Raw genomic sequence first — 24,329 nt, 5'->3', positions numbered from 1 at the left:
AGAGAAGCGCATAAAAAAGAGTCTAAAATACAAAGTTCAAAGTATAGCGCTGTAGAAAATAAGATTAAAGGCTAAAATGCGACTTTTTCCTTAAAAGTATTGTATTTTTAGGTCTATGTTCCGATATTCTTTAAGTGAGTTTTTTTGGTATCGACGGCAGGAAGAGCAAGTTGAGACCGTCACATACGGTTTATGCAAAAGTATAGAAAGGGGACGTATACCTATCGAAGTATATGCCTTTTACCTTGATTTTTCTCTTGACGAATGGGAGTGGAATCGTCTGATTTCCACTTTTGCTCCTCAAGAAAGAGAGCGTGTGATCCGTCAGGTTCGGAAAGAAGACCGCCTGCTGAAAGCCGCTTCACATATGCTTGTATCCGTGCTGCTCGGCGAGCGTCTAGGCATTGGCTACCGGGAACTGGTGTTTCGTCGGGGGAAATACGGCAAACCGTATCTAGATTACGAATATGCGCCCTCATTCAACCTCTCTCACTCAGGCAAGCTTGTGGTGTGTGCGCTGGCAGATCTGGAAGTCGGTGTCGATGTTGAGCGCAGCGATCCGCTTGATGCGGCAGTGATTCGGACGCTGCTTGGCGAAACTTCCCCTGCCGCCATAGGCGGGTTGGCAGAGCCGGAAGAACTACAATCTTTTTATGAGCGCTGGACGATGTTGGAAAGTTGGCTTAAAGCGGAGGGAACAGGATTAAGCGGCGATTGTATGTTGGCGTCGTTCAATCCTCGCTGCGAAGGGCAGCTTTTTCGTGCAGAGGCAAGCGATTGTGACAGCAAGCCATGGATAATTGAACGGTTGTCCCTTGGCCTTCCGATTTCCGAGCCTTATGTATTATCTGTCTGTCGCAGACCTGAAGAACGTCCGGCGTCGGAAATCAACATGCTTGACGCAAGCAGCCTGGCACAGCGATTTTGCAGGTTAATCTAAGTTATGAACGTTACGAATTACAGAGGGCAGTCAACATGCGGAAGGGGAAAAATACAAACGATGAATACTGAATTGAAAAATGTACCGGATATAAAAGCCTACTGGCTGGAGCAGCTGCGGAATGTGGAGGAGAAAACGCTGCTGACCGGTGAAACGATAATCCCTGCGCAAGGAATCGACACGGTAGAACGTGAGTTTCCCGCAGTCGATTCCGCTTCGTTATGCCATGAAATCGTATGTGCGGCTTGGTCAGTCCTGCTGCAGCGTTATCTGCGTACTGAAAATTTGGCATTTGCGGTCTATATGCCGGCCTCCGAAGGAATGATTCCTATGCTGTTGAAAAGCAGCGGACAGCATTCATTTCGGATTCGCACGGAAGAAATATCCAAGCATCTTCGCGAGGCGGCCGAGCTGTCGCTCGAACCGTCGGACTTTGCCGAGTGGTACGCATCCGGGACCGTAGATTGTCCTTACAATACGGGGATCGGATTCAATTTGACCGAGACTGCGTCCGAAGCGCTGGAGTCGTCGGGCTGCGATTTGTTTATCACTTTCTCCGGCAAGGAGCGAATTCAAGCCCAGGCCGCTTTTCGCAAATCCGCTTACAACAGTCAATTCGTGCAGGCGGCACTGGCCCATCTGCAAGGTATTGTCATTCGTATGACTACCGTTCCGGATTCAAGGATCGGCGAAGAGGATCTACTGGGCGAACAGGAGCGGGAGGTTCTGCTGAATCTTTGGGGGAACGGGGCGGCTTCGCTTGAAGCGAACCTTCCCATTCACCGGATGATCAAAGAAACAGCGCTGCAAATTTCGGAACGCGATGCGGTTGTGTGCGAAGACGGCACACTCAGTTACGGAGAGCTCGACCGCCGTACGGATGTGTTGGCGTACGAATTGCGCAAATCCGGATTGGTTGGCGGAGAGATCGTAGGCATAATGGCAAAGCCGTCAATTGAAATGATCTTGTCCGTATTGGCTGTCTTGAAAGCCGGAGCCGCTTACCTGCCGATCGATCCCGAATATCCGCAAGAGCGGGTTCAATTTATGCTGGAAGACAGCGGGTCCGATCTGCTGCTGCTAACTCCGGGACTTGAAGCTCCAGCAGGCTATGCTGGCAAAAAGCTGCACATCGACAACAATCGAGACTGGGGAATGGAAGTCGAGGAAGAATATGTTGGAACATCGGATGAACCTGCTTATATTATCTACACCTCGGGTTCTACCGGTACGCCGAAAGGTGTGATCATTGAACATCGCTCGCTTGTGAATTTGGCACAGTGGCATATCGACCATTTCCGGGTGACATCGGAAGATCGGACTGTCAAATACGCGGGCTTTGGGTTCGATGCTTCGGTGTGGGAAATCTTCCCTTACCTGCTCTGTGGAGCCTCCATTCATATGATTCCCGAAGATTTGAGACTGGATCCGTTAGGACTGAACAGGCATTTTAATGAAAAAGGCATCACGATCGCATTTTTGCCGACTCAACTCTGCGAACAATTCATGGAGTACGATAACTATTCGCTGCGAGTGCTGCTGACCGGCGGCGATAAGCTCAAGACGTTCCGTCCCCGTCCTTATGAACTGCATAACTGTTACGGTCCAACGGAAAACACAATCGTGACCAGCTCCCATCTCGTTACCGAAATGGAGGACAATATTCCAATCGGCAAGCCGGTTCGCGGATCGCAAATTATGATTTTGGACGCTTACGGCAGTCTGCAGCCGGTCGAAGTGGCAGGCGAACTCTGCGTAGCAGGGGCCGGACTGGCCCGCGGCTATCTCAACCGCCCAGAGCTTACGGCGGAAAAGTTCTCTTCGCATCCTTACCGCGAAGGCGTTCGCATGTACCGTACGGGAGATTTGGCGCGTTGGAAACGAGACGGGACGATCGAATTCTTGGGCCGCTTGGATCATCAAGTCAAGATCCGGGGGTTCCGTATCGAGATCGGAGAGATCGAGCAGCGCATTCTGGAGCGGGAAGACGTACGCGATTGTATTGTTGCGGCTTTGAAAGACTCATCCGGCGATTCCTATCTCTGTGCTTACGTCGAGTCAGATACGGAATTGACTTATGCCGAATGGGCCGCCGAATTGGGGCGGAGTCTGCCGGATTATATGGTCCCGGCTCACTTTGTGACGATGACGAAACTTCCGGTCAACGCCAACGGCAAGATCGATCGGCGTTCGCTTCCGGAACCGCAGGCTAGGGAGACCGCCGCCTACGAGCCAGCAGCTGGAGAGGAAGAAGGGCGGCTGCATATTCTCTGGAGAGAAGTATTGGGACACGACCGCTTCGGAGTGCTCGATCGTTTCTTTGATATTGGAGGCCATTCCCTGCAGGCGGCTGTTCTGCGGGCTCGAATCGAACGCGATTTTGGTGTGAACTTGTCGATCCGCGAACTGTTTGAATATACAACAGTCCGGACCCAAGCTGCGGTAATTGCCGAGCGTGCCGGCATGCGAAACGCTTCGCTCCCACAGCACTTGTCGATTCCGGCTGTGCTGCCGACTGACCACTATCCCGCTTATCCTGCACAGAGCCGCTTGTTCTTCATCGAACAGATGGAGGGCGCGAACAAGGCGTATAACGCGCCTATGCTGCTGCGTATTGAAGGCGCAGTGGATCCTGAACGTTTGGAGAGCTCGCTGCAGCAGTTAATCCGGCGGCATGAATCGCTGCGAACTTCATTTGAACTGCTGGGCGAACGCATCGTGCAGCGCGTACATGATCACGCCGAACTGCGCCTTGCACTTTTGCAGGCGCAGGAAGAGGATGTCTCGCGTTTGATGGATAATTTCGTCCGGCCATTCGACTTAAGCCGCGCACCGCTTATGCGCGCAGGTCTTGTATCCTGCGGAGCAGAGCTTCATTTCGTCATGCTCGACTTCCATCATATTGCGGTCGACGGCATATCGATGCATGTCTTCTTTGAAGAATGGTCCCAGCTTTACCGAGGGGAATCTCTTGAACCTTTAAGAATTCAGTTCAAAGATTTCTCGGTTTGGTACGATCGCGAAGCCGCAGCTTCTATTCGCGAAGCGCAGCTTGGTTATTGGCGTGAACAGCTGGCCGGCGAGCTGCCGATGCTTCAACTGCCGCTCGACAAGCCTCGTCCCGAAAAACAGAGCTTCGACGGCGATACACTGCACAGCGAAATTGGCGCAGAACTGCAGCAAGAATTGAAAAAGTTGGCTGATCGTACCGGCACAACTTTGTTTATGGTCATGCTGGCGGCGTACGGTACACTGCTCAGCCGCTACGCGGGACAGGAAGATCTCGTCGTCGGGGTTCCTGTTGCCAATCGAGGCCGCGAAGAGCTGCACCATGTAATCGGCATGTTCGTCAATACACTACCGCTGCGGACATACCCGGATAAAAAGAAGACGTTCGCCGAGTATCTTCAAGAAGTTAAAGCACAGCTGTTGAGTGCATTCGATCATCAGGAGTATGAGCTCGGCGAGTTGGTGAACGAGCTGAACGTACCGCGTAACGCGGGACGCAGCCCGTTGTTCGATACTTTATTCGTCATGCAAAATACAGGCAGTCTGGCTCCCGATTTTGCAGGTGCCCAAACAAGAACTCAACCGTATGCGCCGAAAATTGCCAAGTACGATCTGATGGCTGATATTACGGAACATGAAGACGGCATCCGCGTCGACTTTCAGTACGGCACTGATCTGTTCGAACAGAGCACGATTCGGGCTATGGCCGATCATTATATCCGTTTGCTTGAAGCTGCGGCCGACAATGAGCATTGCACACTGCACGCGCTGCCGATGCTGGCCAGCGAAGAGCAGGAATCGCTTATATATGACCTGAATGACACGGCTTCGGATTACGATCGGAGCCTAACGATTCAGCAGGCGTTTGAGCGCCGTGCCGCAGAGATCCCGCATCATACAGCGATCACGTTCGAAGGGAAGTCCCTTACCTATGCAGAATTGAATGAGCGGGCCAACTGCCTTGCGCATACACTTATGGAAAAGGGCATAACTGCCGATAAATTGGTTGGGCTTATGCTCGATCGCTCGCTAGAGATGATTGTCGGTCTGCTTGCTGTTCTCAAAGCGGGTGGAGCTTATGTACCTATCGACCCGGAGTATCCGGAAGATCGTATTCTGTATATGATGGAGAACAGCGGATCGGATCTGTTGTTGACTCAGCGCCATTTGGGAGACAAGTTCAGATTTGATGGGGAACGACTGTATCTGGACGAAGAGGAAGCCTACTCACAGCAGACAGAGAATCCTCCTGCCCGAAGCAGTGCGGAAGATCTGCTCTATGTAATCTACACTTCAGGTACGACAGGACGACCGAAGGGGGTTATGCTGGAGCATCGCAATATGATCAACCTGCTTCATTACGAATACACGCAAACGAATGTCGATTACACCGGACGGGTTCTGCAGTTCACAACACTCAGCTTTGATGTTTGCTCGCAGGAGATTTGGTCGACACTTTTGGCAGGCGGCACGTTGTGCTTGATTCGCAGTGAGATGCGGCGCGAAGTCGGCCGTCTGCTTCAATTAATCGAAGAACAACAGATTAGTGTCTTGTTTATGCCGGTGTCGTTCTTGAAATTTATTTTGAGCGAAAAACAATACGAGGAACGCTTCCCGACCTGTATCCGTCATATCGTTACGGCGGGTGAACAATTGGTTGTACCGGAGAAATTCCAAGAGCATCTTCGCCGTCACGGTATTTTCCTGCACAACCATTACGGGCCTTCGGAGACGCATGTGGCAACTGCATATACGATTGACCCGGTTGGCTTAATTCCTGAGCTGCCTCCAATTGGCAGACCAATTACCAATACAAGGATCTATATCCTGAACGACAAGCTGAATTTGCAGCCGAGAGGAACAGCCGGCGAACTGTATATTGCAGGCGAATGCGTAGGACGAGGTTATTACAATCAGCCTCAGCTGACGCAGGAACGCTATTTGCCCGATCCATTTGTCGAAAATGAACGTATGTACAAAACAGGAGACTTGGCGAGATGGAACGCAGATGGGGAGTTGGAATTCCTCGGACGCTTGGACCATCAGGTCAAGATTCGCGGATTCCGTATCGAATTGGGCGAGATCGAAACGGCACTGCTGGAGCATGATTCAGTCAAAGAAACGATCGTATTGGCGAAGGAAGACAAGACAGGCGGCAAATATCTGTGTGCGTATACCGCTTCTTCGTCTCCGGTCTCCCAGCGTGAGCTGCGCGACCATCTGGCCGATCGTCTGCCGGATTACATGGTTCCTTCGTACTTCGTACAATTGGATGCCATGCCGCTGACACCGAACGGCAAGATTGATCGTCGTGCACTTCCGGAGCCGCAGCCGGGCGAAAGAATGTCCGAAAGCGAATATGCAGCGCCGCAGGACGAGACCGAGCGGAAGATAGCGGAAGTATGGCAGGCTGTGCTGGGCGCAGAGCGAATCGGCCGCAGTGATAATTTCTTTGAACTCGGCGGTCATTCGCTGAAGGCGGCGGTCATGGTAGCGCGTCTTCAAGAGCAGTTCGAACTCAGCATCAATGACGTATTCGAACATCAGACGCTCGCAGAGCTTGCCGGCGTCGTAAAGCCTGCATCCAATCGTATTGTAGAAAAGTTGGAAGAATTGAAGGAAGCCAGCCGCAAGCAGAGTGAAGATACGTTGTTCGAAGCTCGCGAGACGTACCTCCGCCGGTCTACAGCCGATGCCGCTTCCGTCGATTTCGAACAACTTCGAAATTATCGGGGAGTTCTGCTGACCGGCGCGACCGGTTATGTTGGCGTGCATATGCTGCGTGACATGCTGATGCACACCAACTGGAACGTTTATGCAATTGTACGTGGAGACAACGACGCTCAGGCTTTCCGGCGTATTCGTGCAAAGCTTGATTTCTACTTCGGCGAAGGGTCGCTTGTCGAGGAACAGTCCCGTCTTCAAGTATTGAGCGGCGACCTGTCGGAAGATCGCATGGGTCTGTCGGATGAGACTTATATTCGGTTAGCAAGTGAGACGGACGCAATTGTTCACGCAGCTGCTACAGTCAAGCACTATGGCAGTTACGAAGACTTCAAGCGTCATAACGTCGAAGCAACGGAAATGCTGCTTCGCCTAGCGGAGTCCGATCGTCGGAAAGACTTCCATCATATTTCGACGTTAGGCGTCGCTACCGGAATCATTCCGCAGTGTGAAGAGGCATTCTTCAGCGAGTACGATCTCAATTTGGGTCAGGAATATGAAAATTATTATGCCAAGACCAAGTTTGAAGCCGAGGAAATGGTCGTGGAGGCGAGACAGCGAGGGCTGCGGACAAGCATTTATCGTCTGGGCAATGTTGTGTTTCATTCGGAAACAGGACGCTTCCAAGAAAATATTGGGGAAAATGCGTTCTATACGATGCTGCAGTCGTTTGTTCGTCTCGGCATAGTTCCCAAGCTTGAACCGGACACGGATTTTTCCTACGTGGATGGAATAAGCCAGGCTATCCTGCTGCTGATGAGACCCGAGAATTTGCAGAACGAAATCTTTCATCTGCTGAATCCGAACTTGGAGAGCATGTATCGAATTTTGACGGATAAGCACGTAGGACGTCCGATTAAAACGCTGGAATTCGCGGAATTTGTCGACGAAATTATGAGTAAATTTTTAGCAGGCGAGTCGCGTACGGAAATCGATAAGATTATGCTGCACTATGGATGGTTGGAAAGTGCTCAGATTCAAACTCGTTTCGAAATTGCTTCAGAGCGCACCACTGCTTACTTGGAAGGGCTCGGGTTCCAGTGGAAGAAGATGGACGATACGATGGTGGCACGAATGCTGGCCTATGCCAAGCAAACAGGATTTTTGGAATAATTCGCAAAAGAAAGCAAGGGCTTTTTAAGAAAATATGTAATTTTCTTGTTTGAATTCGACAAATTTTTTAGTACACTGATGAATGAGGCCACACATTCAATTGGAGGGGATTTTAAATGTTCAAAATTGAATACCTGCCAGCGCAAAATCGCCTGATCTGCACGGTAGAAAGTATTACTATGGATGAAGTCGAGGCGTATAACAGAGAATACAAAGCGGCGCTGACTAAAGTGAAACCAGGTTTTACAGGTCTGACAGATCTGAGCAAAGGAAAATTGTTCACACAGGAAGTCGCGGTGGCATTAGCTCCGCTAGGTGAACTGTCTGTAGAGAAAGGCCTGACAAAATGGGCTTATTATACAGGTTCTGCCGTGTCGAAAATGCAGATGAAGCGTATGTTCGGCGATATCGTTGTTTCGTTCGAAAAGCTTGACGATGCAGAAGCTTACCTGAATAGCTAAGGTCTGACACTGTCACAGATCGTGCAGTAGAATAAGGCTGTTTATGCAGATTAAAATTGCACACAAAAAAGAGCGCATCTTCGCCATGGCGGGATGCGCTCTTTTCTAGCGGTGCGCGTGCGCGTTTTCTTGCGAAAACGTGCGGCGTACCCGATATTCTATATTACCCGTATTCGATTAGGCGCGATTTCTGCGACCAACCGAACGCATGATCAGGCTGACAATCGCAACCAGTACGATAGCGCCAATCAATGCCGGAATAATATAGAATCCTCCGATTTCAGGACCAAGTTCACCAAGGATTACTCTACCGAGCCAACCGCCAATGAAACCGGCGATAATGTTCCCGATAATGCCTCCAGGAATATCTTTGCCTACAATGAGTCCGGCCAACCAACCGATTATGCCGCCTACAATCAACGACCAAATAATACTCATTTTCTATCGCCTCCGTTTTATGTTTTGTTTGCTCAACTACAACTTAACCTTCTAGCAAGCATTTGAATAAGAAGTCGAAAATTTAATTTTGAAACACCTTGGAATCGTAAAATTTTCGAGCGATTATAGATAGGCTTAACACGCGATTTTCAGCGCACAAATACAGCATAACAAAAGGACGCTGCGGTCTGCCGCAGCGTCCTTTTGTTTGAACTATAAATGTGTTCTTTCTAATAAAGCAGCCACAGCCCAACTATAATTTATCATTTTAATTCAAGACATATTTGACGAGAGAACCGGACTTAGCTGCATACAAAAAGCCGTCGGCATAAGCAAAAGCATAATCCGATCGAAGCGGTAAATTTGAAACGGCCTGAACGACGTTAAGTGTATTGGGATCAAAAATATAAAGCGTATCGGCCATATCGATCTGCAGATCTTTATCGTTGGTTCGCTCCAAAACGACAATCTGACCGGGCTCGTCCATTAGCTTCTGCTCGGCCTGTTTGCCGCTGAGATTGAAAGAAGTTACCGTACGATTTGAATACGTAACGTACCCGTTTCCGGTCGAAGTGATGACAGAGTCGGCGGGAATAACGCGTCCCCACAGCAGTCTGCCCTGCGGAGATATCGCAAACAGTTTATTGACCGTTCCAGCCACCGAACCGCGGAAGATGATGGTACCGTCGTCCTGTACCAGAATGGGCATTCCACCGCCGTCTCTAAGCAGATTTACGCTGTTGGGAAATTTATAGCTGTAGAGGCGCTTCAAATCCGTCGTGTATACTTCGACCGACGGACTAGAGGAGCGTTCCCATGTGCTGCCGATTCGAACAAGACGGCTGGTATCTGTTACGATTCGATCATTTTCCGTACTGAGAATACGGCCTGGCAATATGTGCGAAGACAATGTTTTCCCAAAAGAATTACAACGGGACACTGACGTTTTGACAAGGCCGCTTTGATCTGGTCCTTGCGGCGAGGCGATCAGTAGGCCTCCGTCGTTAAGCAGGTAAACATCGCTTCCGTAAGGAATGATCCGGGTCCAAGCTTCTTGGCCGTCCGGTCTCAGTGCATAAATTTTTTGAGTGCTGTTCGAAAAAGTGCCTGTGAAATAGATCGTTCCGTCTTCAGTGTACAAAATGGAACTTGCGATCGTATAGGGTCCGCTCTTTTCGTGGAAGGTATAGGACCATTTTTGGGTACCGGTAGCTGCATCGAATGCGGTCACCGTCTCTAAATACCAATCATATGAGGTTTTTGAAGAAGTTTTGTTAACATGTTGAACGGTATGAGCATAGACAAGTCCGCGAGATTTAACGAAGTGAATGTCATGTGCAGAGGCGGATGATGCATCGTAAACGGAAGCGGAAATCCAGGAAGGTTGAGGAAGTGCGGTTTTAGCCTCGCTGACGGAAGCACCCGCATAACTGGGGGCGCTCAGCAGCACGGCTGCGCTGAGTACAATCGCTCCCCATTTTTCAGTTGATTTCATTGAAAATTTTCCATTCCTCTCTGTAAATTTAACGTCCGGTGTAATTCGACAATGCTGATTATACACGCAGGATGCTGTATTTACCAGAAGTTTACGTTTCCTTTTATCCTGCCCTTACAATATTCGTTACCTATTCCGCTTAGTGGTTCGATAGGTAGGGCTTTTTATCTTTTTATACGGTCATTAGACTTGAATTCAACTTTTTTATAGATAGTATGACAAAAAAAGGATTGTAATTGCTTGCTTAGTCGCTGAGGCTCATATGCCATGGCTTCGGTTGTGATTTGCTTTCAAAGGGTGCAACTTTGTCCCTGAAAATCGGAAAAGCGGTTTATTTTTAACGAGCTCCGGTTATATAGTCGTATTAGATAACTGAGCGGCTTAACGTTCTACATACATATTTAATAGTATCCATACACATTTAATGCTGCATACATAGACTTAACGCTGCATATACATATAAAAGGAGAACGGCATAAAAATGAACATGAGTGTACATAATTTGATGGCTTTTCATTCGCAATATTTTAGACCGCAGCCGGCAGTATCTGCCCAGAAAAACGCAGACGGAGATAAAGAGAAGAGCTTCCATGAAATTCTCAAAGAGAAAATGGACCGGCCTACACAGAAATCATAAAACATTGATTTGCGGCTTGATATCGGATCATTGTTTTAAAAGGAGGCGGAGTACATGGAATTCGACTACGAGACTATTGTCCTGGCCGTTATCGTGTTTTCGCTAATGCTGATGGTTATAAGACTGCGCTTTGAAGTGAAGCAGCTGCGCGACGAGATTGATCGAATCACTGCAGCTCCCCGGCCTTACCGTTCTTTTGCGGGGGGCGCGCAGAATCAAGATCCTTCTTCGCATCTTTCCAGAGAAGGTGACGAAAGACTGCGAGTCTTGATGGCAAAAGGTAATAAGATTCAGGCAATTAAGGAAGCGCGAGAGCTTTACAACTTGTCGCTTAAAGATGCCAAAGATTACGTGGAAGCCTTATAAGATTCGCCCAAATTTTTAGGTGGAAAGCCGCGGCTGTCGTCTGCGGTTTTTTCGTCTGATGAAATTCGGTCCTGGGACCGAGCACAAGTTCAATCGCCAGATGGAGCCGCTTTGACAGCCGCTGCGATAGAATGGAAGAGAAGACGGATACCGGTTTGAACAAAACGGGAGGGATACCCATGTTCGATACGACGCGAATTCCGGGAACGGTAGAGTCCGGACCCTATTCGCTGCCGCGTACCAAAGAAGGATTCGTTCGTGCTGTCTGGCCGCAGAGGATGGAGCTTGCCAATGCTCGAGCAATGGTTTTATACAATCGGATCGCCCGTTTTCATGCCAAGTCGAACCGCATTTACTTCAAGCTGCGTTTTGGAGGGGAAATTCATTATCGCTGGACATTTCTGTCCGAGTTGAATATCCGAAGTGGCGATCGGGTGCTGGAAGTGTCGGTAGGTACGGGAGCCAATCTGCCAATTCTGCCGGCGGGCGCACAGCTGTACGGACTGGATCTCTCACCGGCTATGCTGCGCGAGGCGGCTCGCCATTTGAAAGATTGGGGGATGGAAGCGGAACTGATTCACGGGGAAGCGGAGCATCTGCCGTTTCGAAGTGATTCATTCGACTGCGTTTATCATATTGGCGGTCTTCGCGATTTCGGAGATCCGTCTCTGGCACTGTCGGAAATGGTTCGAGTTGCAAAAAGCGGAACAAAATTGTTGATCGCAGACGAGGTCGGCCGCCGATCTCGAGAGCAGCGTCCTCGGATTTCGTTGGCAAAACAAAGCGATCCGTCATATCCGGACGTTCTGCGGATGCTGCCGCCAGGGATGTTGGATGTGTGTTACGAAGAGGTATGCAAGGGACACATGTACCGGTTGACGTTTCGCAAACCTTGACAAAGTTTACCGGATCGGTGGCAGCAGAGATGTATACATAAGACGCGGGATTCTCGCAACGTAAAAAAAGAAAAGCGCTTTTCGGCAAGGGATCTTCTTTCTTTTGAAGAAAGAATTTCTGCCGAAAGGCGCTTTTTCGTGTGTTGACTGCGAATTAAGGGGTTGAGTTACACAAATCAATCATTTTGTTGATGCAGGAGGTTCCTGCCGACCGCTTGCATTTGCTTCCGCTTCTTCGGCGAATTCTGGATTGCCGGGCATATGGCTTGGTTTGGAAACGGAGGATGCTCCGCTTTTAGACGATCCTGTATCCGGAACGCCGGCAGCCTGCGCCGCTTCGGCAAGCTCGTCCTGTATGCTGCCGGTCCACAGAGGAACACCGGTGCGATGAGCGGCCCGGCCGTTCAAGTATCCGGCAAGCGGTGCGGTAATAAAGAAAAAGACGATGCCCAGTAAAATATTCATGTTAGCGGTCTGCATCGATGAAGCAAAATACAGAAACACGCCGGTGAGCACACAGAGTACTCCCAATGTAGAGCTTTTAGTGGCGGCATGCGAGCGCAAATAGACGTCGGGCAGTCGGATCAGGCCGAAGGCACTGAATACGCTGAGCAGAGCACCGGTCAGTATGAGCAGAAGGCTCAGCCATTCAATCACGAATCGAATCGTCTGCAGCATCGAACACCCGCCCCCTTTCCATATAACGGGCCAATGCGACCGTACCGAGGAAAGCCAGAATGCCGATCAGAAGAACCAGTTCAAAATAAGCTGTCGAACGTGTATAAGCGCCTGCAACCGCAACTTCTGCGGCAATATTGACCCCAATTGTGTCAAGGGCGGCAATTCGGTCAGCGATCGAAGGACCTTTAAGCACCCGATAAAGACATCCGCAAATGGCTAGTGCCAGCAAAATCATCGAAATCAGCAGGACGGCTTGCATCAGCTTCGGGTCACCTCCATGATTGCATGTTCGAACGTGGTTCGGATATGGGTTTCCACGCCATGGGCTTCCTGAATATCCATGGCATGAATGTACAGCGTTTTTTCGTCGGAACTGATCTCCAGAAGCAGCGTGCCGGGTGTCAGATTAACAAGTCCGCACAGCAGTGTCAGTTCCCAGCCGGGATGAAGTTCGGTTTTGTAGGCGAATACGCCCGGCGTCAGTGTCAACTTCGGTTTTATGATCTGGCGGATGACGGTGAAGGAGGCGACGACAAGTTCTTTCAGCAGCAGTCCAAGCAATTTGAGACAGCCCCAGACTTTTTTTGGATAAAAAGGTCTAGGGAAAAATCGGCGCATTAATGTCATCAGCAGCAGTCCGATCAGCAGTCCTACAAGAAATCCGGATAATGACAAGTCGCGCATAAGCAGCATCCAGACGAAGGCGATGACCAGGTTGAGCAGCAGTTGAAAAGCCAAGGGCATCTACTCCTTAAATACAGCTTGTATATAAATGGACGGATCGCTCAAAATATCTGCCGCTCTTGATACGTAAGGCATAGCCGGCTCTGCGAAAACGCCGAGCAGGACGATCAGCAGCAGCAGAGGGGCAGAGCTCCACAGCAGTTTGGGATGCTGTTTCCAGTTTGTTTCGCGCGGTTTGCGAGGCTTGCCCCAGAAACCCAAAATGAAAATTTTGATTAACGAGTACAGCAGCAGCAGACTGAGCAGTACGCCAGCCGCAGCGATCATATACTCTCCGCTTTCCAGACTGCCCTGAATAATCAGCAGTTTGCCGGGAAATCCGCCAAGCGGCGGAATGCCGACGACAGCGAGCGAAGCAATCAGAAACATCCAACTCAGCAGAGGAGAATGATCAAGCACACCGCCCATTTTGTTGATCCGCTCCGTACCCGTTTCCGCTACAAGAATGCCGGCCAGCAAGAACAACAGTGCCTTGACGATCATGTCGTGCACTAAATAGAAAACGGCGCCTTTAAGCGTATCTTCATTGGAGACCGAGAGGGCGAGCGAGACAAATCCGATACTGGCAATGACGTTGTAACCAAGAATCCGGTTAACATTTGTTTGGGATACGGCGCCAAATCCTCCCAGCACAATTGTGGCGATGCCCATAATTCCGATCAGCGTATGAGTCACTGCCGTTTCGTGGTAGAAAATTAATGTAAATGAACGAATCAGCGCATACATGCCGACTTTGGTCAGCAGCGCACCGAATAGAGCGGAAATGGCGGCGGGCGGTGCACCGTAAGATCCCGGCAGCCAGAAAAACAGAAACAATCCAGCCTTGACGCTGAATACGACCAACAGCATTGCGGCAACGACCGTAATTGGACCGCTTTGTCCGCTCTCGGCGATTCGCAATGAGAGATGCGCTAAGTTCAAGGTACCTGTAGCTCCGTACAAATAGGCGACCGAAGCGACAAAGAGAGTCGAAGACAGGACATTGATCAGAATATAATGCAGCGTCTCGCGAAACTGTCTTCTCGTCCCGCCCAATACGATGAGGGCATAGGAGGACATCAGCATCAGCTCAAAACAGACGAACAGATTGAATAAGTCTCCCGTTAGAAAGGAACCGTTCACACCGGCAAGCATAAAGTGAACGAGTGAATAAAAGTAATGTCTTTCCCGTTCTTCGTCGATGCCCCGAAATGAATACAGCAGGCAGCAGGCGCTGACAATTGAGGCAGCGAGTACAAGCAGAACAGCAAACATATCGGCGACCAGTACAATGCCATAAGGAGGAGCCCAGCCGCTCATATTGAGCGTCTGTATACCTTCTGTTCGCACCCGATACAGCAGGAAGATCGCGACAGCTGCATTCAACAGAGAGCTCAGCAGGCTTATCCATCGCTGCAGCTGCAGCCGATTATGCAGGAAGATCAGAATGACCGCCGTAAACAGCGGAATCAACATAGGGGCGGCGGTCCAATTGTTCATCGGCTGTGCCCCCTATGTCTTGAAGATTCGCTGCGCAGCCAATCCATGTTTGTCGTATCCAGCTTCTGATAAGCGCGATAAGACAAAACGAGGAAAAAGGCGGTAATACCGAAATTGATTACGATTGATGTCAGAATAAGAGCCTGCGGCAGAGGATCCGCAAACTGCTCCTGGCCTCGGTCCAGCAGCGGGGCCGCTCCAGTCTTCAGCATAGCCATTGTCAGCAGCAGCAGGTGAACGGCATGTGTCAGCAGAGAAGTGCCAAGTACAATGCGCAGCAGGTCCTGCGTTAAAATAAGATAGATGCCGACGGCAAACAGAACGCCGACGATTATCGCTACGATCACTTCCATCAGCTGTCCTCCCCAATGGTAATCAGGATCGTCATTGTAACGCCCACGACTGCAAGATAGACCCCAAGGTCGAAGATTAAGGCGGTATGGAGTTCGGTTTTTCCGAGAAGAGGAAGGTGAAAGTAGCCGAACGCATGCTTTAAAAACGGTTCTCCGAAGAAGAAAGCGCCCGTACCCGTGCAAAGAGCAATGAGCAGACCGAGCGCCATAACAAGCTTGAAGTCGACCGGCAGAACTTTGCGGACTGTATCGATATCAAAAGCAAGTGCCAGCAGCAGCAGTGCGCCTGCACTGGTCAGTCCCGCAATGAAACCGCCGCCGGGACTGACGTGGCCGGTAAAAAATAAATATAAAGCAAAAGCTAATATAATAAAAACAACAATTTTAGAGACATTCTGCAGAAAAATGTCGCTTCCCTTAGGCATTTTCTTCTCCTCCTTTCGCGGGCGAGTCACTTTCGGCAGTCTCTTCCTCTGCCTGCTCGTTGAAGTCCGCTTCAGGTCCGTCATAACCGTATTGGGATTTGCGCATCTCCGCCGCATCTTCTTCAGCGAACTCCCCTTCATGCATCACTTGGCGGGAACCTACATCGGTCGCTTTGCGACGAAGTTTGATCATATTATAAATACCGAGCGAAGCGACACCGAGTACCATAATTTCAAGCATTGTATCGAAGCCGCGGAAGTCGACAAGAATAACATTGACAATATTTTTTCCGCCTGCTGATTCGTAGCTCTCGCGAACATAATAATCCGATACCGGTTCGAATGGATTGGTACCCAATACCGCCAATGCGATCAAGGTCATCAAGATCCCAACCGCTACCGCTACAAGGAAATTCGGCAGTTGGAAGCGGACGGCTCTCTGTTCTGTCCGCAGCTTTGGCAGATGGTAGAAGCAGAGCAGGTACAGCGTAACGGAGATCGATTCGACAACCATTTGGGTCAGGGCCAAATCCGGTGCACGCAGGAATACGAACATCAGCGTCATCAGATAGCCGACCGTACCGGTCAAAATAATGGCGACCGGACGGGATTTAGTAAATGGAACAGCGAGCGCTGCAGCGGCCAGCCCAAGCAGAATCAGCCATTCATAAGGCGCAATCTGTGCGTAGGCGCCGACCCGGAAGGTGATATCTGCTGAGTTGAAAAGGATAAAGCCCAGCACCAGCAGCATAAAGCCCAAAATGTATTTAATATAGCTGCGTGAAGAGCCGTTCATATACAGCGAAGTGACCCGGAAGGTGAGGCGTTCGAAAAAATTCAAGCTTACATCGTAAAACCCGCTAATGGAAAATTTGCTGGGGAAAAAGGTATACACACGAGTCCATTTCCGTGCAGTCAAAGTCAATAATGTACCTGCGGCTACAACGCCGATCGTCATCCACAGTGCTGGCGTAAAGCCGTGCCACAGCTTAATATCAGGCGAAAGTCTTTCGCCCGAAGCGGTAATGATGGGCATCATGGCTTCAACCGCAGGAGCGATTAACGAGTAAGCGGCCAAGCTCGGGAAGAGCCCCAGCACGAGCGCCAGTACTCCCAGCAGTGCAGGGGGGAATGTCATGAGAAACGGAGCATCATGGATCTTACTGTGCTGCAATTCCTTTTTACGAGGCCCCAGAAAAGTCCGTGCAACAAGCAGTGCAGAATAGACGAAAGTAAACACGCTTGCAATCCAGGCTATAATCGGAAATAGAACACCCCATGTTTCAAGACGGAATACACCTGCATGCAGCGGTTCAATAACAGCCTCTAGGAACATTTCCTTGCTCAAAAATCCGCCAAACGGCGGCAGCCCTGCCATTGACAGCGCGCCGAACAGTGAAATGGTGAACGCGATCGGCATCACTTGGGCCAAACCGCCCAATTTGCGGATATCTCTGGTGCCGGTCTCATGGTCGACAATTCCTGCAATCATAAATAAAGAACCTTTAAAAACGGCGTGATTAAGCAGGTGGAACAAGGCGGCTGTTCCTGCAGCGGCATACAGCAGCCGTTCTTCGCCCTCCATTAGACCTGTCAGGGACGACAAGCCGAGTAGACACATAATCAGACCGAGCTGGCTGATCGTCGAATAGGCAAGAATGCCTTTGAGATCAGTCTGCTTGACCGCTGTTACCGAGCCATACAGCAGAGTAATCAATCCGCCGAGTGAGACGATCCAGAACCATTCAGGAGCGCCTGCGAATATTGGACTCATTCGAGCAACAAGGTATAGTCCGGCTTTGACCATGGTAGCCGAATGCAGGTAAGCGCTGACCGGAGTCGGGGCTTCCATCGCGTCTGGCAGCCAGATATGAAACGGATACTGTGCCGACTTGGTGAATGCTCCAAACAGGATCAGCAGCATGGCCGGCAGGAACAGCGGATGCGAAGCCAGCGGTGCACCTGCCTCAAACAATTCGCGAATCGTATAGGTTCCGCTCATGATGTAGAGTAGAATAAACCCACTCAGCAGACCCAGTCCGCCGGTCATTGTAATCAGCAGAGACTTGAGTGCGCCGTAACGAGAGCGCTGTTTGGCATGGTTATAACCGATTAGGAGGAAAGAAGTGACACTTGTCAGCTCCCAGAATCCGTATAACGTCAATAAGTTGTCCGATAGAACAAGGCCGAGCATCGCTCCCATGAAAATCAGCAGACAAACATAAAACCGATTTAACGAATTTTCGGCTGCGTTCATATAGCCGATCGAATAGATGGAAACCAGCGTCCCCATTCCAGTAATAAGAAGGGCGAACAGAAGAGAGAGACCGTCAAGGTACAGCGTAAATGATATGCCGAGAGACGGAATCCAGGCCAGAGATTCGTTTATCGGGGAGCCGGCTTGAATTTCGGCGGAATAGCCAATCAGCGTCATGAAAAGAATTGCAGACCATACAGCGGCAACCCAACCTTTATGAAGGCGCGGAGCCATTTTTCCGAGCAGCGGGAGAACTGCGGCAAGTAAAAATGGCGATAGCGTCAAAAAATGAAGTGGAGACAAACGGTTTCTCCTTTCCGCAGCATGGTTTCAACCAAACGTTTTATTTTTTTATATTACCCAACTTTATGTAAGACAAAGCTTACAAAACGACGTTTATAATAGGAAGGGAAAAAGTGGTATAGACGGAATTAAAGGGCTGGAGCAGCAAACATCTGCGTTTAACAGCTCAGCGCAAAGAGCTGCATGTTCAGCTACTTTGCTCGGAAGAACACCGTTCCTATTACGGAGGATTGGGATTTGAAGAATTTGCTTGCAGAATGAAAAGAGACAGCCGAGGGTAAAGTGAAACGAAAAGCGCTGTCTGCCGATGGCCCCGGTCGCTTGAACGGAAAAAGGTTCGAAGCTGCGAGAGCTTCGAACCTTTTTGTATTTCGTAAGTAATCATTACACGGCAACTTTACTTTTCCGATACACTCACCTGAGCATGTCCGTAGCTTTCGAACCAACCTTTGATGGTCTCAAAATCGCTTGAGAACGAAAGGGACAGCAGCAGCATAAGCCGCGCATGTGCTGCGTTCAGGTTATCTCCAGCAATGATATGATCACCGCTGGAATAATTGCTTCCCGATCCGGTACGCGTTGTTGTAACAAAGATCGTTCCATGTTCCTTGATTGCCGCTGTACGTTCGGCGCCCATTGCTCGCGAAATACCGCCCGCTCCGGTTCCGGCAGTTACAATACCGTCTGCTCCGTTGGCAACGAATGCCGAGATGGCTCCGGCTCCGGCATCCTGATAGGAGTAAGCGATTTCCACCTTGGCAAGTGCGGCTTTGTCGAGTTTTGACAGATCAAAAGGCGTATTCCATTTTGCAGCGCTCAGCAGTGCCCGGGATGGAGCGCGGTAGACACGAACGTTTTCTTCGTCAATGTATCCGAGTGCGCCAAGTTCCGGCGTAACGAAAGTATCGGTTCGATAGGAATTGGATTTGGTTACTTCACGAGCAGCATGAAATTCATCATTTAACATAAGGACAGTACCAAAATATTTGGTTTTTCCGCTTGCCGCCAACTTAATGGCGTTATAGAGATTGGCCTGCGCATCGCTGCCAATAACGGTCCATGGACGCATGGAACCGGTAACGACAACCGGTTTTGGACTGCGAACGGTCAAATCAAGGAAATACGCAATCTCTTCCATTGTGTCTGTACCGCTGGTCACAACGACCGCATCCTGAGTCTCAAGTGCTTTGTCTACTCGAAGAGAGAGATCGTACAGGTCGGCGATGCTATAAGCACTGGAACCCGAATTGCCGAACTGATATGTACTGACTTGTGCGATCTTATCCTTGTCGGGAAGTTCCGCTACCATGTCTGCGATCAGCAGAGTACCGGCACGGTAATTGGCAAAGCTGGTAGCATCGGCAGACTGGCCGGCGATCGTACCGCCTGTCGCAATGACTTCGACTTTTGGAAGTGTACTTACCACTGAAGAGGCTCCGGCGGGAGCAGGAGTACTGGCAACGACGATCCCAGTTACTTCCGCTGCAGAAGCGCTGCGAATTTCAAGAACAGGCGCAGCTGCCGCAGTAGTGACTCCGAATGCAAGTACAACCTTCAGCATTTTTTTGGATATAGTAGACATATAATTCCTCCTCTAGATCACAACATTTCAGAAAAAGGAAAGTTTGATAACTCTCTCTGCTTTCTGATGTCTATAAATATAAATCAATGTAAGGAAAATTAACAAATCTACATACTAAGCAAAAAAACGCTTTATTCATGTTTATTCTGTTTTATTCGACTTTTTTCTTCTTATTTCATGTTAGTCTCTAATATTTATGCTTGAGAATATATCAAAATAAGGAACAATCAATGTAAATAAATATGACTTAAACGTTTGTTTAAGTCATAGCAGTGGTCAAAGTTATTAACTTTTGCATAAATAGATAGTTAAAACTGAAATTCATTGCTCTTACTTAGGTGTGCCGGAATGCAGTTGAAGCTCCCACTGTTCTACATCGAAATGAATACCATAATATGAAACGCTCGGCCGCTCGGTCTGCTTGAAACTTCGTTTGATCAGCAGTCCTTGCAGACGGCGCTGACCTCGAATCGTCCACAGCATCAATTTGCGGCAGCTTGTCTGACGGGCAAAAGTTATCGCTTCGTCAAGCAGACTTCCGCCGATGCCCAGTCCCCGGCGTTTGGATTCGACCATAAATAGTTTGATATGCAGTTGGTCGTCATCCAATTGTTCCAACAAAATTGATCCGGCGCTTTCGCCGTTCATTTCGGCAATCCAGCAGCGAGAATATAAGGATTCATCGGCTTTTGGATTGAAAAGTCGGCTAACGGTATCGTTCAAGACATTCCAAAATCCATCTTCGGGCCCAAAAGTCTGTTCGTAGAGAGTTTCATAAGCGCGTATGATTCGTTCACTATCGGAAGGCTCCGCTTCCCGCAAGAAATATAAACTTTCATTGATATGGGACATCTTGGATTCGTTGATCTCTTCGATTGTCCGAATCGCTTCCATCAATCGGACTTGATCCGGTTCCGGTATTCCGGCCAAGTATTCGGCGACGTCATCGTCTACTCTGCGATTAAGCAGTTGAGCGATACGTGAACCGTGTGCAGTCAGCTTTAATAACCGTCTTCGACTGTCGCCTTTGCTGCGAGGACGTTCGATTACACCGCTGGATTCCAATCTGCTCAACAGACGACTGAGATAGCCGGGATCCAGACCAAGCCGGCGGCTTAGATCGGTGGCGGTCAATTGGGTATCAAGAGATATTTCCAGTATCACTCGGGATTCCGTCAATGAGTAAGAACTGTGCAGCAGACGTTCTCGCAGAATGCCAGCTTGCATCATTTCATTGTAATTGAATGCACGTATGGCTTGAATTCGTTGTTTCCAGATCCAAGGATCAGGCATTGCTTCACTTCCTTCCGTTGGTTCTTTACGATTATATCAAGAAAGGGAAGTAAGTATGAACCTGCCAATTGTTTTGTCCGAAATTTTGAAACTCGACTATGAAATTGAATGCGGGTTCCTGATCTGTGTAGTCGCCGGGTAGGCGGCACCCGTCCGGTGGGTCTTGTGAGGCACCCGGCCTACAGCCTTGTGAAGTGCTCTTCTGCCGGCGAAAGCGCAAAAAACCCGCAGAGAGAATGCTCTCTTGCGGGCTTTTCGATATAGATATCTGGTTCTGCATGGACGTCCGGTTCTGCGTACTTTATACCCGGAAACGGGCAACAACTTCCTGCAGTTCCTGAGACATTCTGCTGAGTTCTTCGGCGGAATAGGAAACTTCGTTCATCGATGCGCTCTGCTGCTGGGTCGAAGCGGCAACACCGTGCGTGCTGCCGGCCGATTGAGCCGCGATGCCCGCCATGTCCGATACGCCGTCTACCATGTTTTTCGAGCTGATATTAACTTGTTCGACGATAGCGGAAACAGCTGAAGCTTCCTCGGCCACGCGGCCAATGGAGCTTAAAATCTCTTCGAAGGCTGTTCCTGTCTGCGATACCATGTCGATACCGGTACGCACGACTGCGGTGCCTTCCTGCATCGAGCGGACCGCCTTCTCCGATTCACTTTGAATTTCGCCAATTAAGGCGGTAATGCTGCCTGCAGCGTTACCGGACTGTTCGGCCAGCTTACGGACTTCGTCCGCTACGATGGCGAAACCACGTCCGTGCTCGCCGGCACGGGCAGCTTCAATAGCAGCATTCAGGGCGAGCAGATTTGTCTGGGAAGCAATTTCCGTAATCAGACCAACAATTGTACCGATTTCATTCGTTTTCCGGCCGAGTTGGTTAACAACTTCGGCGGCTCCCGTTGTCGAATCCTGGATCAGATACATCTGTTCAACCGTCTTGATTACAACAGCATTGCCTTCCTGAGCCTTACTGTTGGTCGCATCAGTCAGTTCGGAAACAAATTGGATCGACGAAGCGGCTTCTTCCATGCCGTTAGAGATTTCTTGAGTCGCCCGCGAGAAGGCTTCAGAGCTGCGCACCTGCTTCTCGGATCCGTCCGCGATTTCTTGAATCGAGGAAGAGATATGTTCCGAAGTGACTTTCGTCTGCTCGGCGCTGGCGGAGAGTTCTTCCGAAGTCGCCGCAACCTGTTCGGCATGGAAGCCGATCTGCTCGATCAGATGACGCAAATTCTGGCGCATTTCGTCGACGGAGCCGGCCAGATGACCAAGTTCGTCCTTCGAAGTAACCGGGATCTCCTCGCTCAATTCACCATTGGCGATTCGCTGCGTTGCGCCAACGAGACGCTTGAGCGGTATGTTGATAGAGCGTACGACCCACCAGGTCAGAAGCATACCCAATACGATAGCGGCAGCGATTACGCTGATTGTAGTCACCAGGATACCGCGGTTGGCAGCTGCAATTTCCGACTCATTAATAACGCCGACGATCTTCCAGCCGGTCAACTCGTTGGTCGTATAAACGGCAGTGTGATTTTCGCCGTTCGAGGCAAAGGAGATTTCTCCGGAAGGCTTTTCGCCCAGTGCGGCGACATACCCTTCGGCATTCTCGCTGCCTGCCGCAATTTCCGGGTGAGTCAGGTACTTGCCGGACGAATCCAGAATCGTCATGTAGCCGGTCTCGCCAACTTTGATAGCATTAGTATGTCCGGCCAGGTTGCTCAGACTGAGTACGACGCTGACAACACCCGTGCCGTCTGCGCTTGCTTTCGAAGGTACGACGATGACTTTGCCATCCTGCGCTACGATAGGGCTGTTGACGAAGGCCGTTCCTTTCTCAGCCATAGCCGCGCTGTACCATCCCCGTTCGCGCGGATCAAATCCTTCGGCAAATTCCTGTTGGGGAGAGTTCAACAGCTTTCCGTCCGTTGTAGCGAACTGAACATGATCATATTCTTTCTTGACTGCTTTGACCGGATCGAGAATGCGGCGCAGTTCGGGACTTGTTTCTCCTTCAACCATGCTGCCTGTTACAGTCTTCGACAAATAGTCAAGATCGTCCAAGCTCGTTTGAATGATATTAGTTAACTGTGTGTCGACGGCCTGGACGCTTTGACGAGTATTTTTCATAAACTGTCCGGTAATTTCGGTTTTTGACTTCTGGTAGGAAGTTACGCCGAGAGATACAGTTGGGATGAGCAAAATAATAAGGAATGCAGCGAATAGTCGGCTTCTGATGCTTAAGTTCAACCGGAGTTTTCGACTCCCTGCTTTCTTCGAACTTTGTATGGATTTGATCTTCATGATTCTCCCCCTTGTTATGTTTGCAGCAGCATTCGCATCGTCATTTGTTTGGTCCGCGAATGAAGTAAGCTCTCTTAATGTCGGCAAGTAAGGAATGAACATTTAGTTTTATATTCGCTTTTTCCTTGAAGATGGTTCCAAATACCTGGTTTTAAAAATGTTTTTTCGAATAAAACGTTTTAAATATCAATAAAAGGCTGTTTTTTCGAAATGTAAGTGAATCATAAGATAGAGAAATCGGATTGACAGTTTTATTTTGTGTGGTATATTAGTCCTTGTTTGCTAGGTGGCTAGAAAAGAGGGAGAGTATTTCCCGTAATCCAGTAAAGGCTTCTTAGTGATAGGGATCAGATGATTACAAGTGAGGAGTGGGGAAATGTTCAAAACAAAAAAGCCGGCACTTAAAGTCCTGGCAGGTCTCATTGCTGTTCAAGTAGGCGTATCAGCTTACGGCACTACTGCATTTGCAGAGCCGATATTTACATCGCCGAATGGGGTTCACACACTGGCGCCAGTAGGAGCCATTCAACCGACAGGTACTTGGAATCTGGGTACTCGCGCGGGAGATAACATCTATGTAGCAGGTATGCGGGGAATCGATCCGTCGACCAATCAACTCGTGGCAAGCCCGGAAGGCCGAATTCGTCAGGCATTCTTGAACATGAAATTGATCGCAGAATCCGAAGGCGCAAGCCTGCAGGATGCGACGCGTATCGTCGTATACACAACCGACATGTACCGCTACCGTCCGCTCGTTAACCAGATCCAGCAGGAACTGTGGGGAGCAGGACCGTACCCGCCGCGTACAATTGTGGAAGTGGA

18 protein-coding genes are annotated in these 24,329 nt (G+C 49.6%); 6 read left to right on the top strand and 12 right to left on the bottom strand.

Features of this window, described 5'->3' with window-relative positions:
• Positions 1-115 precede the first annotated feature (115 nt).
• The 3 genes from F456_RS0112005 to F456_RS0111995 all read left to right on the top strand — a co-directional run bounded on the left by F456_RS0112005 (position 116) and on the right by F456_RS0111995 (position 8,247).
• Positions 116-940, top strand: coding sequence for a 4'-phosphopantetheinyl transferase family protein (locus F456_RS0112005; protein ID WP_083923646.1), 825 nt, complete (start codon positions 116-118; stop codon positions 938-940).
• A 60-nt stretch (positions 941-1,000) separates the two neighbouring features.
• Entirely contained in the window at positions 1,001-7,786 is a 6,786-nt protein-coding gene (locus tag F456_RS0112000) for a non-ribosomal peptide synthetase (protein ID WP_018977278.1), read from the top strand.
• Between the two features lie 116 nt (positions 7,787-7,902).
• Entirely contained in the window at positions 7,903-8,247 is a 345-nt protein-coding gene (locus F456_RS0111995) for a hypothetical protein (RefSeq protein ID WP_018977277.1), read from the top strand.
• A gap of 177 nt (positions 8,248-8,424) precedes the next feature.
• On the opposite strand, the gene F456_RS0111990 is transcribed toward F456_RS0111995, so the two are convergent.
• A complete protein-coding gene (locus F456_RS0111990; RefSeq protein ID WP_018977276.1) occupies positions 8,425-8,685 on the bottom strand; it encodes a GlsB/YeaQ/YmgE family stress response membrane protein in 261 nt (86 codons plus the stop codon).
• A 268-nt stretch (positions 8,686-8,953) separates the two neighbouring features.
• The gene (locus tag F456_RS0111985; protein ID WP_018977275.1) at positions 8,954-10,180 is read right to left on the bottom strand and encodes an outer membrane protein assembly factor BamB family protein; all 1,227 of its coding nucleotides are present in this window, start codon (positions 10,178-10,180) and stop codon (positions 8,954-8,956) included.
• 691 nt (positions 10,181-10,871) lie between these two features.
• Here F456_RS0111985 and F456_RS0111975 point away from each other — a divergent pair.
• Together F456_RS0111975 and F456_RS23630 are read left to right on the top strand one after the other, a co-directional pair.
• The gene (locus F456_RS0111975) at positions 10,872-11,183 is read left to right on the top strand and encodes a ribosomal protein L7/L12 (RefSeq protein ID WP_018977273.1); all 312 of its coding nucleotides are present in this window, start codon (positions 10,872-10,874) and stop codon (positions 11,181-11,183) included.
• Positions 11,184-11,362: 179 nt separating this feature from the next.
• The gene (locus F456_RS23630; protein ID WP_018977272.1) at positions 11,363-12,079 is read left to right on the top strand and encodes a class I SAM-dependent methyltransferase; all 717 of its coding nucleotides are present in this window, start codon (positions 11,363-11,365) and stop codon (positions 12,077-12,079) included.
• A 180-nt stretch (positions 12,080-12,259) separates the two neighbouring features.
• On the opposite strand, the gene mnhG is transcribed toward F456_RS23630, so the two are convergent.
• From mnhG to F456_RS0111920, 10 genes are all read right to left on the bottom strand, one after another.
• Positions 12,260-12,757 carry a monovalent cation/H(+) antiporter subunit G gene (gene mnhG / locus F456_RS22475; protein WP_018977271.1) on the bottom strand — a complete coding sequence of 166 codons (498 nt, stop codon included), beginning with the start codon at positions 12,755-12,757 and terminating at the stop codon, positions 12,260-12,262.
• Positions 12,729-13,019: a Na(+)/H(+) antiporter subunit F1 gene (locus F456_RS0111960; RefSeq protein ID WP_018977270.1), complete on the bottom strand. Its 291-nt coding sequence runs from the start codon at positions 13,017-13,019 to the stop codon at positions 12,729-12,731. The genes mnhG and F456_RS0111960 overlap by 29 nt, the downstream gene beginning before the upstream one ends.
• Positions 13,019-13,498, bottom strand: coding sequence for a Na+/H+ antiporter subunit E (locus F456_RS0111955; RefSeq protein ID WP_018977269.1), 480 nt, complete (start codon positions 13,496-13,498; stop codon positions 13,019-13,021). The genes F456_RS0111960 and F456_RS0111955 overlap by 1 nt, the downstream gene beginning before the upstream one ends.
• Positions 13,499-13,504: 6 nt before the next feature.
• Complete coding sequence (locus tag F456_RS0111950) at positions 13,505-14,983, bottom strand: Na+/H+ antiporter subunit D (protein WP_018977268.1); 1,479 nt, start codon at positions 14,981-14,983, stop codon at positions 13,505-13,507.
• Positions 14,980-15,336: a Na(+)/H(+) antiporter subunit C gene (locus F456_RS0111945; RefSeq protein ID WP_018977267.1), complete on the bottom strand. Its 357-nt coding sequence runs from the start codon at positions 15,334-15,336 to the stop codon at positions 14,980-14,982. The genes F456_RS0111950 and F456_RS0111945 overlap by 4 nt, the downstream gene beginning before the upstream one ends.
• Entirely contained in the window at positions 15,336-15,761 is a 426-nt protein-coding gene (locus F456_RS0111940) for a Na(+)/H(+) antiporter subunit B (protein ID WP_018977266.1), read from the bottom strand. The genes F456_RS0111945 and F456_RS0111940 overlap by 1 nt, the downstream gene beginning before the upstream one ends.
• Positions 15,754-18,321: a Na+/H+ antiporter subunit A gene (locus F456_RS0111935; protein ID WP_018977265.1), complete on the bottom strand. Its 2,568-nt coding sequence runs from the start codon at positions 18,319-18,321 to the stop codon at positions 15,754-15,756. The genes F456_RS0111940 and F456_RS0111935 overlap by 8 nt, the downstream gene beginning before the upstream one ends.
• Before the next feature lie 397 nt (positions 18,322-18,718).
• Positions 18,719-19,903 (bottom strand): asparaginase, encoded by a 1,185-nt coding sequence (locus tag F456_RS0111930; RefSeq protein WP_018977264.1) that lies wholly within the window; start codon positions 19,901-19,903, stop codon positions 18,719-18,721.
• A 330-nt stretch (positions 19,904-20,233) separates the two neighbouring features.
• Positions 20,234-21,196 (bottom strand): bifunctional helix-turn-helix transcriptional regulator/GNAT family N-acetyltransferase, encoded by a 963-nt coding sequence (locus tag F456_RS22470; RefSeq protein WP_018977263.1) that lies wholly within the window; start codon positions 21,194-21,196, stop codon positions 20,234-20,236.
• A 301-nt stretch (positions 21,197-21,497) separates the two neighbouring features.
• Positions 21,498-23,507 carry a methyl-accepting chemotaxis protein gene (locus tag F456_RS0111920; protein ID WP_018977262.1) on the bottom strand — a complete coding sequence of 670 codons (2,010 nt, stop codon included), beginning with the start codon at positions 23,505-23,507 and terminating at the stop codon, positions 21,498-21,500.
• 376 nt (positions 23,508-23,883) lie between these two features.
• Here F456_RS0111920 and F456_RS22465 point away from each other — a divergent pair.
• On the top strand, positions 23,884-24,329 hold a 446-nt coding region (locus F456_RS22465; protein ID WP_018977261.1), incomplete at its 3' end, for a RidA family protein.

The sequence above is a fragment of the Saccharibacillus kuerlensis DSM 22868 genome (assembly GCF_000378145.1).
Classification (GTDB): Bacteria; Bacillota; Bacilli; order Paenibacillales; family Paenibacillaceae; genus Saccharibacillus; species Saccharibacillus kuerlensis.
This window is presented reverse-complemented; position numbering and strand designations above follow the sequence as displayed.

Excerpts from the sequence above, each read along its gene's own strand:
- F456_RS0112005 (WP_083923646.1), top strand. The coding sequence starts at position 116 with ATGTTCCGATATTCTTTAAGTGAGTTTTTTTGGTATCGACGGCAGGAA.
- F456_RS0112000 (WP_018977278.1), top strand. The coding sequence starts at position 1,001 with ATGAATACTGAATTGAAAAATGTACCGGATATAAAAGCCTACTGGCTG.
- F456_RS0111995 (WP_018977277.1), top strand. The coding sequence starts at position 7,903 with ATGTTCAAAATTGAATACCTGCCAGCGCAAAATCGCCTGATCTGCACG.
- F456_RS0111990 (WP_018977276.1), bottom strand. The coding sequence starts at position 8,685 with ATGAGTATTATTTGGTCGTTGATTGTAGGCGGCATAATCGGTTGGTTG.
- F456_RS0111985 (WP_018977275.1), bottom strand. The coding sequence starts at position 10,180 with ATGAAATCAACTGAAAAATGGGGAGCGATTGTACTCAGCGCAGCCGTG.
- F456_RS0111975 (WP_018977273.1), top strand. The coding sequence starts at position 10,872 with ATGGAATTCGACTACGAGACTATTGTCCTGGCCGTTATCGTGTTTTCG.
- F456_RS23630 (WP_018977272.1), top strand. The coding sequence starts at position 11,363 with ATGTTCGATACGACGCGAATTCCGGGAACGGTAGAGTCCGGACCCTAT.
- mnhG (WP_018977271.1), bottom strand. The coding sequence starts at position 12,757 with ATGCTGCAGACGATTCGATTCGTGATTGAATGGCTGAGCCTTCTGCTC.
- F456_RS0111960 (WP_018977270.1), bottom strand. The coding sequence starts at position 13,019 with ATGCAAGCCGTCCTGCTGATTTCGATGATTTTGCTGGCACTAGCCATT.
- F456_RS0111950 (WP_018977268.1), bottom strand. The coding sequence starts at position 14,983 with ATGAACAATTGGACCGCCGCCCCTATGTTGATTCCGCTGTTTACGGCG.
- F456_RS0111945 (WP_018977267.1), bottom strand. The coding sequence starts at position 15,336 with ATGGAAGTGATCGTAGCGATAATCGTCGGCGTTCTGTTTGCCGTCGGC.
- F456_RS0111940 (WP_018977266.1), bottom strand. The coding sequence starts at position 15,761 with ATGCCTAAGGGAAGCGACATTTTTCTGCAGAATGTCTCTAAAATTGTT.
- F456_RS0111930 (WP_018977264.1), bottom strand. The coding sequence starts at position 19,903 with ATGTCTACTATATCCAAAAAAATGCTGAAGGTTGTACTTGCATTCGGA.
- F456_RS22470 (WP_018977263.1), bottom strand. The coding sequence starts at position 21,196 with ATGCCTGATCCTTGGATCTGGAAACAACGAATTCAAGCCATACGTGCA.
- F456_RS0111920 (WP_018977262.1), bottom strand. The coding sequence starts at position 23,507 with ATGAAGATCAAATCCATACAAAGTTCGAAGAAAGCAGGGAGTCGAAAA.